Source organism: Roseomonas alba (assembly GCF_019430885.1).
Taxonomy (GTDB): Bacteria; Pseudomonadota; Alphaproteobacteria; order Acetobacterales; family Acetobacteraceae; genus Neoroseomonas; species Neoroseomonas alba.
The window spans coordinates 516,402-529,574 of the sequence record NZ_JAHYBZ010000002.1; the positions used below are offsets into that span (position 1 = coordinate 516,402).

The 13,173-nt window shown below is 69.2% G+C and carries 10 protein-coding genes; 2 read left to right on the plus strand and 8 right to left on the minus strand.

Features of this window, described 5'->3' with window-relative positions; all coding sequences use genetic code 11:
• Positions 1-99: 99 nt before the first annotated feature.
• The 3 genes from KPL78_RS06915 to dnaE form a co-directional block, all read right to left on the minus strand.
• Positions 100-1,089: a phosphotransferase enzyme family protein gene (locus KPL78_RS06915; protein ID WP_219762174.1), complete on the minus strand. Its 990-nt coding sequence runs from the start codon at positions 1,087-1,089 to the stop codon at positions 100-102.
• Positions 1,086-2,366 carry an aspartate aminotransferase family protein gene (locus KPL78_RS06920; RefSeq protein ID WP_219762175.1) on the minus strand — a complete coding sequence of 427 codons (1,281 nt, stop codon included), beginning with the start codon at positions 2,364-2,366 and terminating at the stop codon, positions 1,086-1,088. Before KPL78_RS06920 ends, KPL78_RS06915 begins: the two co-directional genes overlap by 4 nt.
• A 67-nt stretch (positions 2,367-2,433) precedes the next feature.
• On the minus strand, positions 2,434-5,886 hold the full coding sequence (dnaE, locus tag KPL78_RS06925) for a DNA polymerase III subunit alpha (protein WP_219762176.1): 3,453 nt from the start codon (positions 5,884-5,886) through the stop codon (positions 2,434-2,436).
• Positions 5,887-6,017: 131 nt separating this feature from the next.
• Between dnaE and KPL78_RS06930 the strand changes: the two genes are divergently transcribed.
• Positions 6,018-6,674 (plus strand): sulfotransferase family 2 domain-containing protein, encoded by a 657-nt coding sequence (locus KPL78_RS06930; protein WP_219762177.1) that lies wholly within the window; start codon positions 6,018-6,020, stop codon positions 6,672-6,674.
• A 147-nt stretch (positions 6,675-6,821) separates the two neighbouring features.
• Positions 6,822-7,391, plus strand: coding sequence for a HupE/UreJ family protein (locus tag KPL78_RS06935; RefSeq protein ID WP_219762178.1), 570 nt, complete (start codon positions 6,822-6,824; stop codon positions 7,389-7,391).
• A 12-nt stretch (positions 7,392-7,403) separates the two neighbouring features.
• Here the strand turns inward: KPL78_RS06935 and KPL78_RS06940 are convergent, their stop codons facing one another.
• The 5 genes from KPL78_RS06940 to proS all read right to left on the minus strand — a co-directional run bounded on the left by KPL78_RS06940 (position 7,404) and on the right by proS (position 12,946).
• Entirely contained in the window at positions 7,404-8,192 is a 789-nt protein-coding gene (locus KPL78_RS06940; protein ID WP_219762179.1) for a class I SAM-dependent methyltransferase, read from the minus strand.
• A 76-nt stretch (positions 8,193-8,268) separates the two neighbouring features.
• Complete coding sequence (locus tag KPL78_RS06945; RefSeq protein ID WP_219762180.1) at positions 8,269-8,952, minus strand: ABC transporter ATP-binding protein; 684 nt, start codon at positions 8,950-8,952, stop codon at positions 8,269-8,271.
• Positions 8,945-10,195, minus strand: coding sequence for a lipoprotein-releasing ABC transporter permease subunit (locus tag KPL78_RS06950; RefSeq protein WP_219762542.1), 1,251 nt, complete (start codon positions 10,193-10,195; stop codon positions 8,945-8,947). The genes KPL78_RS06945 and KPL78_RS06950 overlap by 8 nt, the downstream gene beginning before the upstream one ends.
• 7 nt (positions 10,196-10,202) lie before the next feature.
• Complete coding sequence (locus KPL78_RS06955) at positions 10,203-11,459, minus strand: lipoprotein-releasing ABC transporter permease subunit (RefSeq protein WP_219762181.1); 1,257 nt, start codon at positions 11,457-11,459, stop codon at positions 10,203-10,205.
• A gap of 170 nt (positions 11,460-11,629) precedes the next feature.
• Positions 11,630-12,946: a proline--tRNA ligase gene (proS, locus tag KPL78_RS06960; protein ID WP_219762182.1), complete on the minus strand. Its 1,317-nt coding sequence runs from the start codon at positions 12,944-12,946 to the stop codon at positions 11,630-11,632.
• Positions 12,947-13,173: the final 227 nt, after the last annotated feature.

Consider the following 13,173-nt stretch of genomic DNA (forward strand, 5'->3'; position numbering starts at 1 on the left):
TCCTTGAGGCAAAAGGCGGCCGAGAAGCAGGCCGTGGCCTGGGGCTAGCAATCCCCAAGCCATGCGTCTGATTACCGCATAAGGTATATTATGGAAAAATTAGACGAGGATGACGAAGCCCGGCGCCACCGCGCAGACCCGGGCCTTGCGCGACTGGAGCGTGGCCGCCGTCGCCAGTTCCGGCCGCTGATGGCACCAGCCGAGATAGGCCATCCCCCGCATCAGCAGGAACATCGGCAGCAAAGCGAGTTCGGCATCCGGCAGCGCGCGCACGGATCGGTAGCCCTCGATGCAGGCCAATTGGATCGCCGCGAAGTCCGGCCGGTCCTGGTACCCGATCAGCGCGGCCGCCAGGTCGTACAGGTGCCAGCCGAAGCCGGCGTCGTCGAAGTCGATCACCGCCGCCCGCCCGCCATCGATCAGCACGTTGTGCGGATGCAGGTCGGCGTGGATCAGGCTGAAGCGCTCGGGTGCCTCGCCCAGGCGTCGCAGCGCGGCGTGCAGCCGGTCACGCAGGTCGAGCAGCATGGCGCGTTCGGCCGCGGTCAGCAGGCGCTGGTCCCAGAACGGGCCCCAGAATGGCGCCGGCCCCATCAGCCCGTCGGCATCCATCCGGTGGCGCCGGAAGCCCGGCGGCGGCGTCCAGGCCGAGGCCTGGTTGTGCATCGCCGCCATGATGGCCCCGAGTTGGCGCAGATGCTCCGCACGGGACGCCGGATCACGGTCCAGGATCTCCGAGAGCAATTCGCCTTCCACCCAGCGCGCCAGCCCGGCCCAGCGGGTCTCGCTGCCGCCGACGGGAACTTCCACGAAGCTCTCGCCGCCCGGCGTCAGCAGCGGTTCGGGCGCCGCGATGCCGGCCTGGACCAGCGCCCGCGTCCACAGATGTTCCGACCGCAGCGCGGCGATGTCGTGATAGCCCGGCCGGTGCAGCCGCAGCACCAGGCGCGACCCGTCCCGCGCATCGGTTACGCGGAAGGTCACGTTCTCGCTGAGATGCACGAAGCGCAGCGCGGCCGCTTCGATGCCGAAGCCCGCGAGTGCTACCCGCGCCGCGGGCTCATAGGCCTCGCCAATCTCCGCCGTCATGCGGCGAGTTCGGCGATGGTCTCGTCCCAGGCCACCAGGAATTCGGCCATGTCGGCGTCGGAGAACGGCAGCGGCGGGCGGATCTTCACCACATTGGCGAAGGCACCGGCATTGCTGGTCAGAAAGCCCTTGTCCTTGAGCGTGTTGATCACGCGCTTGGCCAGCACGGTATCGGGCGCCTTGTCCGCACCAATCATTTCGACGCCGACGAACAGCCCATGGCCGCGGACATCGCCGATCGTTGCGCTGACGCCCTTGCGTTGGGCCAGCGCATCCTTCAGCGCCGCGCCGACGCGCGCGACGTTGGGCAGCAGGTCGCGCTGCTCGATCTCGTCCAGCACCGCCATGCCGACCGCCGCCTGCAAGGGCGAGGACGCGAAGGTGTTGAAGTAGCGCGTCTTCGCTCGGAAGGTCTCGACGAGGGCGCGGCTCGCGGCGGTCGCGGCCAGCGGCAGCCCGTTGCCCATCGGCTTGCCGGTCACGACGATATCGGGCGTGAAGCCGGTCACCTCATAGCCCCACCACTGGCCGGTGCGGCCATAGCCGGCCTGGACCTCGTCGGCGATCACGAGGCCCCCAGCCTCGCGCACCATCGCCGCCGCGCGCGGCATGAAGCCATCGGGGATGTCGGGCAGGCCTTCATTGGCGAGGATCGAGCAGAGGATCATCGCGGCCACCCCCTCCCCGCTTTCCTGCAAATCCGCGATCGCCTTGGCGAGCTCGGCCAGATAGGCCTCGCACAGCGCCTCGCCCGTCAGGCCCGGGGCAATGGGGCGATAGGTCTCGGGGAACGGGATGGCGCGGACCCAAGGGTTGGGCGATGGCGCGCGGCCCAGGCGCGACAGCGCGCCCACCATCTCGCTGTTGCCGTGATAGGTGGCATCCGTGCAGATGATGCCGCGCTTGCCGGTGGCGAAGCGCGCCATGCGCATCGCCACCTCATTCGCCTCGGTGCCGCTGCAGGTCAGGATGACGCTTTCGATCTGCGGCCCATGCAGCGCGGCGAGGCGCTCGCAGAAGGTGACCACGCTTTCGTGGAGGTAGCGGCTGTGGACGTTCAGCGTGCCCTGCTGGCGGGCCATCGCCTCGACCACCCGGGGATTGGCGTGCCCGACGCAGGGGACGTTGTTGTACATGTCCACATAGCGGCGGCCATTGGAGTCAAACAGGTACACGCCCTCCCCGCGCACGATGTGCAGCGGGTGTTCGTAGAACAGCGGCGCGCCCGCGCCGAGCGCGCGGTTGCGGCGGGCGAGCAGATCATCGGTCGCGGTCATCAATCCTCCGGCGGGGATCCCGGCTTCGGCGGCATGCTAGGCGCTTCGCGGCCGGGCGGTGAAGGCGTCAGATTTCCTCGACCGCCGAAACGCCCGGCAGCACTTTCATCGCCTGCATCACCCGCGGGCCGATGTTGAAGCCGCCGGGCAAGGCGACCTCGACCTCCTGCCCTGGCCCGGTGCGCGGCACCAGCACGACGCGGCCGCGGCCGCGGCCCTCGCGTGTCAGCAGCGCCTGGATCGGGTCGATGCCGGCCAGATCGTCCAGCCACAGCTTGATGCCGCCGGCGACACCATTGGCGGCCTTTTCCAGCGCCTCGATGTCGTTGGCGGTCAGGCGTAGCGCCTCGCCTTCCATGCGCGCCTCGGCGGTGATCATCACGGCGTTGCCCTCCACCAGCAGGTCGCGCGATCGGTTGAGGATTTCCGAGAAGAAAGTCACCTCAAACCCGCCCTGGGCATCGGACAGGCGTACCCAGGCCATGCGGCTGCCGGTCTTGGTCGTGCGTTCCTTGCTGTTCACCACCGTACCGGCCAGCTTCAGCCGCGACGCCCCCGACCGCGCGCGATCGGCGATCTGCGCCGAGCCCACCACGCCCAGCCGTTGCAAGGCCTTGCGATAGGTGTCGAGCGGATGCGCCGAGAGATGGAAGCCCACCGCCTCGGCTTCCTGGGCGAGCTTGTCGAGCAGCGGCCAATCCGGCACGTCGGGCAGGCGCAGCGGTTCGGCCTGCTGCGCCTCGGCGCCGAACAGGCCGATCTGGCCGGATCCACGTTCCTCGGCATCCGCCTGGGCGCGGCGGAGGATGGTCTCGGCGCCGGCCATCACCTTGGCGCGGTTCTTCTCCAGCGCCTCGAAGGCACCGGCGCGGGCGAGGTTCTCCAGCTGCATCTTGTTCAGCAGCTTCGGGTCCACGCGATGGGCGAAATCCGCGAGCGAGGTGAAGGCCTGCCCGCCGCGGGCCTTCACCAAATCCTTCATCGCTCCTTCGCCGACGCGCTTCACCGCCGACAGCGCGAAGCGAATCGCCTGCTTGCCCTCGGCCGTCGTCTCGACCCGGAAATCCGCGCCGGAGCGGTTGATGTCGGGCGGCAGCACCGGAATGCCGAGCCGCGCGCATTCCTGCATATGCCCGGCCAGCTTGTCGGTGTTGGACATGTCGAGCGTCATCGACGCGGCGAGGAAGGCGACCGTGTGGTTCGCCTTCAGCCAAGCGGTCTGGTAGCTGACCAGCGCATAGGCGGCGGCGTGCGACTTGTTGAAGCCGTAATCGGCGAAGCGCTCCATCAGGTCGAAGATCTCGGCCGCCTTGGCCGGCTCGATGCCGCGCTTCTCGGCGCCCTCGCAGAAGATGGCGCGCTGCTTGACCATCTCCTCGCGGATCTTCTTGCCCATCGCGCGGCGCAGCAGGTCCGCACCGCCGAGCGAATAGCCCGCCAGGTCCTGCGCGATCTGCATGACCTGTTCCTGATAGACCATGATGCCATAGGTCTCGGACAGGATGTGCATGATCGCGGGATGCGGCGGCTCCCACGCCTCGCCGAGCTTGCGTGCGCAGTAGGCCGGGATGTTCGCCATCGGGCCCGGGCGGTAGAGCGCCACCGCCGCGACCAGATCCTCGAAGCGGGAGGCGCGCATCTGCCGCAGGCAGTCGCGCATCCCCTGCCCTTCGAACTGGAACACGCCGGCCGCGTCGCCCTTGGCCAGCATGGTGAAGGTCTTCTCGTCATCCAGCGGGATGGCGGCGATATCCACCTCCACGCCCTGCTCGCTGAGGATCGCGAGCGCACGCTCGATGACCGTCAGCGTCTTCAGGCCGAGGAAGTCAAACTTCACCAGCGAGGCCGCTTCCGCGTATTTCATTGAATACTGCGTGACCAGCATCGGTGATCGCGGATCGCGGTAAAGCGGCACGATGTCGATCAGCGGCTTGCGCCCGATCACGACACCCGCAGCGTGGGTCGAGGCGTTGCGGTACAGGCCCTCGACCTGCCCGGCGATTTCCAGCAGGCGCCCGACCTGTTCGTCGGTGTCGCGCATCTCCTGAAGCCGCGGCTCGCCTTCGATGGCCTGGGAGAGCGTGACGGGCTTCGCGGGATTGAACGGGATCAGCGAGGCGATCTTGTCGACCTGGCCATAGGGCATGCCGAGAACGCGACCCACGTCGCGCACCGCAGCCTTGGCCTGCAGCTTGCCGAAGGTAATGATCTGCGCGACGCGGTCCGCACCGTATTCGCGCACGACGTACTGGATGACCTCGTCGCGGCGGTCCTGGCAGAAATCGATGTCGAAGTCCGGCATCGACACGCGCTCGGGGTTCAGGAAGCGTTCGAACAGCAGGCCGAAGCGCAGCGGGTCGAGATCGGTGATCAGCAGCGCCCAGGCAGCGACGGACCCCGCCCCCGAACCGCGCCCGGGACCCACCGGAATGGGCGGCGTCTGCGCCTTCGCCCATTGGATGAAGTCGGCAACGATCAGGAAGTAGCCGGGGAAGCCCATCTTCTCGATGACGCCGAGTTCGTAGTCGAGCCGGTCGCGATAGACCTGCCGCTTCGCCTCGTCCGGCGCCGGCACCAGCGCGTCGAGCCGTTTCTCCAGGCCTTCCTTGGCCATGGAGCGCACCGTCTCGGCCTCGGTCATGCCCTCGCGCACCTTGGGGCAGATCGGCAGTTCGGGCTTTTTGGATTCCGCCATCACGGCGCACATCCGCGCAATGGCGAGCGTGTTGTCGCAGGCATCCGGCAGATCGGCGAAGAGTTGCCGCATCATCGCCGCCGGCTTGAACCAGTGCTCGGGCGTCACGCGGCGACGGTCGCGCTCGGCCATGGTGCGGCCCTCGGCGATGCAGAGCAGCGCGTCATGGGCCTCGTGCATCTCGCGCTTGGCGAAATAGACGTCGTTGGCGGCGACGATCGGCAGGGCAGCTTCCTTGGCCAGGGCGAGGAGCCCGGCCTCGATGGGCTTTTCCTGCGCCAGGCCGTGGCGGTGCAGTTCGACCGCCAGGCGGTCGGGGAAGGCCTCGCGCAGCGCATGCAGGATGCGCGTCGCGGCATCGCGCCGGCCGTCGCCGATCAGCCGCCCGACCGGCCCCAGCGTCCCGCCCGTCAGCAGGAACAGCCCCTGCGCGTGGTTTCGCAGCAGATCGAGCGTGATGGCCGGCCTGCCCGAAGGGTCGTCGCGCAGATAGCCCGAGGAGGACAGCTTCTGGAGGTTCTCGAGCCCCGCCGCGTCCATGGCCAGTGCGACCAGCGGATCGGGGTTCTGCCTGGCGATGTCGGGGCGGTCGGGATCCGCCTCGGCCCGGGTAAGGAAGAGCCGGCAGCCCATGATCGGCTGCACGCCCTTCTTCGCGCAGTATTCCGAGAACTCCAGCGCGCCGAACATGTTGGCGCTGTCGGTCAGCGCCACCGCTGGCATGCCATTCTCCACCGCCAAGGCGGGAAGCTTGTCGGCCCTGATGGCGCCCTCGCTCAGCGAGTAGGCGGAATGGACGTGGAGATGGATGAAGGAGTCGCTCACCCCGGCAGGATAGTGCAGGACGCGAAGCGCGGCATCATCGCCCTGCCCCCTTGCACCGCCCACCGCCCCATGGCGAGGTGGAGCAGCCCCTGTGAAGACCCGCACGCCATGAAGCCCCCGGCCCGCCTGCTGTGATCGTCAGCAACCGCCTCCGCATCGTCTATCAGCCGGTGCCCAAGAACGCCTGCACGACGATCAAGACCATGGTGTTCCACGCGGATGCCGGACGCCCCTTCGACATCGCCGCCCAGTCCAGCGCGCCGGACGGCCATATCCACCACATCTACCCGACCATGCCGGCCGATCCGGCGAAGCTCGTCCGCTACGATCGCTACGACATGATTGTCGTGCTGCGCGATCCGCTCGAACGCTTCATCAGCGGATACCGCAATCGCATCGCGACCTATCGCGACATCCTGCACACGACGCGCGCTCGGCCGGACGCCGCAAAGATGCTGGAGGAAGCCGGCCTGCCGGCGGTCCCCGACATCAACACCTTCGCGGCGCGCCTGCCCTTCTACATGCGGGTCTGCGGCACCACGGCGCATCATTTCCGGCCGCAGGCGGCCTATGTCTCCGCCGCCCTGCCGCTGGCCGGCCGGCCCCGCCGGATGGAAGACCTGCCGGAGATCGCGGCGCTGCTGTCCGAACGCGCCGGCTTCGAGATCCCGCTGCCGAAATTGCAGACCGCGGGCAACACGCTGCCGGTCGATCCGCTGACCGAGGCGAATCTCGCCACGCTGCGGAGATTCTATGCCGCGGATTGGGACCTTCTCGCGCAAGGCTGACGGCATCGCGGCAAAGCGCTGCTCCTCACGGCCGCGCACGGAGCAGGGCCATGCCCGGACAGACGGCCCGACAGCACACGCCTTGCCGGCCTTGCACGCGTGCTGCGCTGCGGTCAGCATCACGCGATCTCGCCACGGAGTTCTGCCATGACCCAGCGCCTGCTGCGCGCCGCCGCCCTGATCCTGCCCGTCCTCGCCGCCGGCCCGGCCTTCGCCCATGGCGGCCATTCGGAGGGCCTGGTCGGGGGCTTCACCCATCCGCTGCTCGGCATCGACCACCTGGTGGCCATGGTCGCGATCGGCCTGTGGGCGGCGCAGTCGGGCCTCGCGCGCGGCTGGCTGCTGCCGGCGGCCTTCCTCACCGGCATGGCGGGCGGAATCGGGCTCGGCCTGGAAACGGCCTTGCCGGCCTGGATCGAGCCGGGGGTCGCCGGGACCGTGCTGATCCTCGGCCTGGTCGTGGCGCTGGCGGTGCCCCTGCCCGCTGCGGTCGCCCTGCCGGTCGCGGCTGTCTTCGGGCTGATGCACGGCGCGGCGCATGGCAGCGAGATCGGCGGCTCGGTGCTGCTGACGGCGATCGGCATGCTCGCGGCCTCGGCCGTGCTGCACGCGGCGGGCTTTGCGCTGGGACGCGTCGGGTCGGGCCGCGTTGCGCTTCTGCGCGCCGGCGGGGCGGGCATCGCCGCGGCCGGGCTGGCGCTGATCGTCGCCGCCTGACGGCAGGCTTCGTCAGGGCTTCACGCCTTTCACGGCATTGGCGGTGGCGGCAACGGTGATGCCGCCATTCGCATCAACCGGCAGCCGCGCGCGGACGCGATCCTTCAACGCGTCGGCCTCCGGCTGCGGCAGTGCCTTCAGCACCGGCGCGGTCGCCGGGCCGCGCAGGCAGATCGCCCAATAGGTCTCGAAATCCGCGAAGTGGCGGGTCACGGTGATGGCCCGCACGGCTACGTCGCGCAGCCCGGCACCGGTCCAGAGAGCCTCAAGCACATCCTGGCGCGACGCCTCGGGATGGGGCGGCAGGGGCGGCTCGATGCCGCCCGCGCGCATCTCCTCCTGCACCACGGCGATGGGGAAACCCCCGCCCGGAAGGTCCCAGGCATAGGCAGCGACCAGCCCGCCGGGGGCGACGACCCGCGCCATCTCCGCCACGCCGCGGGCCGGCTCGGGGACGAAGAACAGCACCAGGGCCATCAGGGCCGCGTCCAGGCTCGCATCGGCGAAGGGCAGATCCATCGCGCTGCCCTGCTGCACCCGCGCGGGGCGTCCGAACAGTCGGCGTCGCGCGAAGTCGAGCTGCTCCGGGGATGGGTCGATGCCCTGGACGATCGCCGGGGCACAGCGATCGAGCAGCAGGGCGGTGGACGCGCCATTGCCGCAGCCCACATCGGCCCAGCGCAGGCCTTGGCGCGGCGCCAGCCAATCGAGGAAGACCTCCCCGACAAGCCGGCTCCAGACGCCCATGAACTCCTCATAGGCCGCGCCGTCATTGAAGGTGATCGAAGGCCCGCCGGACATGACCGCCATCCCTATCCAGGACCGGTGGGCCATGATGGCGGAAGGAACTGCCTTCAATCCAGTGTCGTTCTGTCCATCAGCCAGCCGCGGCAATGCGCCCCTCGGCGAGGGTCACGATCCGGTCCATCCGGCGCGCCAGCTCGGGGTTGTGCGTCGCGACCAGCGCCGCGACACCCTCGCCGCGGACATGTTCCAGCAATTCGTGGAAGACGCGGTCGGAAGTGCCGACATCGAGGTTCCCGGTCGGCTCGTCCGCCAGCAGGATGCGCGGTCGGTTGGCGAGCGCCCGGGCAATCGCCACACGCTGCTGCTCGCCGCCCGAGAGCTTCCCCGGCGGATGCGACTCCCGCCCCGACAGGCCGAACAGGGCCAGCAGGCTACGCGCACGTTCCCGGGCCGCGCGCCGCCCAACCCCGGCGGCGAGTTGCGGCAGCACGATGTTCTCCTCCGCCGTGAATTCCGGCAGCAGGTGATGGAACTGGTAGACGAAGCCGATGGTGTCGCGCCGGATCGCGGTCCGCGCGTCGTCGGACAGGGTGCCGGCGGCGCGGCCTTCGATGAAGACCTCGCCGCCATCGGGCTTTTCCAGCAGGCCGGCGAGATGCAGCAGCGTCGACTTGCCGGTGCCCGACGGCGCGACCAGGGCGACGATCTCCCCCTGTTCCAGCGTCAGATCCGCCCCGCGCAGGACGGGCAGTTCGCCTGCTCCCGACCTGTAGCGGCGCTCAACGGCGGCGAGGCGCAACGGCGGTTCACTCATGGCGCAGCGCCTCCACGGGATCGAGCCGCGCGGCGCGCCAGCTCGGGAACAGGGTTGCGAGCAGGGAGAGCAGCAGGCCGAGGCCCACGACCTGGCCCACCTCCCACGGATTCACCACTGCCGGGATCTGGGTCAGGAAGTAGATCTCCGGATCGAAGACGGTCGTCCCGGTCGCGGCCATCAGCCCCTGGCGGATATGTTCGAGATTGGCGGTGACCAGCAGCCCGAGCCCGAGCCCCGCCAGCGTCCCGATGCCGCCGATCGCCGCCCCGCAGAGCAGGAAGATGCGCATCACCGCCCCCCTGCCCGCCCCCATGGTGCGCAGGATGGCGATGTCGCGCCCCTTGTCCTTCACCAGCATCACCAGCGACGAGATGATGTTGAAGGCCGCGACCAGGATGATCAGGGCGAGGATCAGGAACATCACGTTCCGCTGCACCTCCACGATCTGGAAGAAGCTGCTGTTGGCGCGCTGCCAGTCGAGGATGCCGACGGGGCGTCCCGTCAGCGCCCGGCGGATTGCCGCGGCGGCCTGCCAGGTGTCGTCGGGGTTGTGCAGGAAGACCTCGATCTGGCTGACCGCGCCGGGGCTGCGGAAGAAGAGCTGCGCGGCCGGCAGCGGCATGTAGACGAAGCCGGCATCGTAGTCCTGCATGCCGACCTCGAAGATCGCGACGACCCGATAGGCCTTGAGGCGCGGCACGGTGCCGAAGACGGTCACGCGGCCCTCGGGCGAGACCAGGGTGATGCGGTCGCCGACGCTCACATCCAGCTTGCGGGCGAGCAGCGTGCCGATGGCGATCGCGTCCTCGCCGTCGAAATCGACGAGGCTCCCCGCACGGATGTTGTCGGCGATGATGCGTCGCGCCCGCAGATCCGCCGGCGCGATGCCGCGCACCAGCGCGCCGGCCGAAGCCCCCGCATCCGTGGTGATCAGCACCTGGCCTTCCAGCGTCGGCGCCGCCTGGGCGACCTGCGGCAGGGCGCGGATGCGCGTCGCGGCCTCGGCATAGTCGCGGAACGGCCCCTCGGTCATCACCACGCCGAGATGCCCGTTCAGCCCCAGGATGCGCGACAGCAATTCCTGCCGGAAGCCCCCCATCACCGAGAGCACGACGATCAGTGTCGCCACGCCCAGCGCGATGCCCGCCAGCGAGAAACCGGCGATGACCGAGACCGCGCGTTCGCCACGCCGCGCGCGCAGGTAGCGCGCCGCGACAGCGCGCTCGAAGGCGCCGAAGATGGGGGCCTTAGCCATGACGGAGCGCCTCGGCGGGGTCGATGCGCGCGGCGCGCCAGGACGGCCACAGCGTGGCCAGCAGCGACAGGCCGAGGCCAAGGGCCAGGATGATCCCGACCTCCTGCGGATCGACGACGGAAGGCAGGCCGATCAGGAAGCGAAGCTCCGCGCCGAACAGCCCGGTGCTTTCCAGCCACAGCAGCCCGCGCCGCAGCGCGTCGAAATTCGTCGCGATACCGAGCCCCAGCGCGAAGCCCAACAGCGTCCCGCCGCAGCCGATCGTCGCCCCACACAGCAGGAAGATGCGCAGCACCGCCCCGCGCTTGGCGCCCATGGTGCGCAGGATGGCGATGTCCCGCCCCTTGTCCTTCACCAGCATGGTCAGGGAGGAGACGATGTTGAAGGCGGCGACGAGCACGATCAGGGTCAGGATGAGGAACATCACGTTCCGCTCAACCAGCATCGCCGCGTAGATCGACGAATTGGTGCGCTGCCAGTCCGCGACGCGCAGCGGCTGGCCGGCCAGTGCGGCGCGGATCTCCGAGGTCACCGGCGCGACATGCGCGGGATCAGTGACCATTACCTCGACCTCGCTGACCGCGTCGCCCAGGGCGAACAGCGATTGCGCGGTGGCCAGCGGGACGAAGATGGTGCGGCTGTCCACCTCCGGCATGCCGACATCGAAGGTCGCGACGACGCGCAGCGCGCGCTGCCGCGGTGCCGCCGAGAAATCCCCGCCGCGTGCCTGGGGCAGCGTCAGCGTCACGGTATCGCCAGGCTGCAATCGCAGCCGCTGCGCGAGCCTTCCCCCTATGACCACGCTATCCGGGTCCGCGCCGAACTCCTCGAGGCTGCCGAGCCGGATGCCCCGGTCCAGCACCGGGCGAGCGCGCAACACCTCGGGCGGCAGGCCGCGAAGCTGCGCCGCCCCTGCCCCGCCGGCCTGGCTGGACAGGAGCACCTGGCCATCCACCACCGGGGCCACCTGCGCCACGCCGGACAGGCCGGCGATGCGCGCGGCGATGGCCTCATACCCTTCCAGCGCGCGGCCGCGTTCCGGCTGGACGATCAGATGCCCGTTGAGCCCGATGATCCGGGTCATGAGGTCCTGGCGGAAGCCGTTCATCACCGAGGTGACGACGATCAGCGTCGCCACCCCCAACATGATGCCAAGCAGCGAGAAGATCGCGGTGACCGAGATGAAACGTTCGCCCTTGCGGGCGCGCAGGTAGCGGAAGGCGACGGCACGCTCGAAGGCGTTGAACATGGGTGGCCTCCTAGCAGGCCGGGCGGGGGCCGCCTACCGGCCGGCCGCCGCGACTTTGCTACGAAACGCTGCCGTGATTTCCGCGTGCGGTGGTGCACGGACCGCAGAGGCGGTAGCCGGCTCTGCTTCCGCATCGCCGGGCGCGCCATCGCCCTGCCCCGCGCCGCCGGTCACGCGCCGCGGATACGCGCCAGGGCATCCTCGAGGCTGAGTTCGACCCGCTCGCCGGTGGCGCGGCGCTTCAGTTCGACCTTGCCGGCCGCCGCCCCGCGCGGGCCGACGATGGCCTGCCAGGGGAAGCCCATCAGGTCGGCATCGGCGAATTTCTCGCCGGCGCGCGCCGGGCGGTCATCATAGACGGCGTCGTCGGCGAGATTGACATAGAGCGCCTCGCACAAGGCGTCCGTCGCCGCGTCGCCCGGACGCAGGTTCAGGATGGCGACGGCCCAGGGCGCGACCGGATCGGGCCATTTGATGCCGGCCTCGTCGTGGTTCGCCTCGATCAGGGCGCCGACCAGGCGGGAGACGCCGATGCCGTAGGAGCCCATCTCCGGCGTGACCGGCACACCGTCCGGTCCGGCGAGCACCAGGCCCATAGCCGCCGAATATTTGGTGCCGAAATAGAAGATGTGCCCAACCTCGATGCCCCTGCCCTCGCGGCGGCGTTCGGCGGGGATGGCATCCCAGGCGGCAGTGTCGTGCATCTCGTCGGTCGCGGCGTAATTGGTCGTCACGCGCTCGAAGAACGCCTTCAGCCCGTCCACGTCATCGGTCGAGACATCGGCCTTCGCCCAGTCGGTGGTCTCATAGGCCGCATCGTAGAAGACGCCGCTCTCGCCGGTTTCGGCGAGGATGATGAATTCGTGGGACAGGTCGCCGCCGATCGGCCCGGTATCGGCGCGCATCGGCACCGCGGTCAGGCCCATGCGCTGGAAGGTACGCAGATAGGCGAGGAACATCTGCCGGTAGGAATGCCGCGCGCCAGCCTGGTCCATGTCGAAGGAATAGGCGTCCTTCATCAGGAATTCGCGCCCGCGCATGACGCCGAATCGGGGCCGCACCTCGTCCCGGAACTTCCACTGGATGTGGTAGAGGCTGCGCGGCAGGTCCCGGTACGACTTCGCAAAGGTCTTGAAGATGTCGGTGACCATTTCCTCATTGGTCGGGCCGAACAGCATCTCGCGCTCATGGCGGTCGGTGATGCGCAGCATCTCCTTGCCGTAGTCGTCGTAGCGGCCGGACTCCTTCCACAGCTCGGCCGACTGGATGGTCGGCATCAGGATCTCCTGCGCACCGGCGCGGTCCTGTTCCTCGCGCACGATCTGCTCGACCTTGCGCAGCACGCGCAGGCCCGCCGGCAGCCAGGCATAGATGCCCGCCGAGGTCTGCCGGATCAGCCCGGCGCGCAGCATCAGCCGGTGGGAGGCGATCTGCGCCTCGGCGGGGGTTTCCTTGAGCGTGGGCAGGAAGGCGCGGGAGAGGCGCAAGATGGGATCCTTTGCGGCGATCGTCGGCCGCCGAACCTACTGGCGGTAGCGCCGCGCCGGAAGGGGGGCGGGGGTGATACGGCAGCGCCGGTATTTTCGTAAGAATGCTGCGATCGCGAAGGCCCCTGCGACAGAAAAATACATGAATTGAATGCAGTTTCCTGCTTTCCGCTTGCGGTCGGAACGCGCGGAGCCTTAAGACAAAGAAAGGGCCGCGCCCCAGAGGT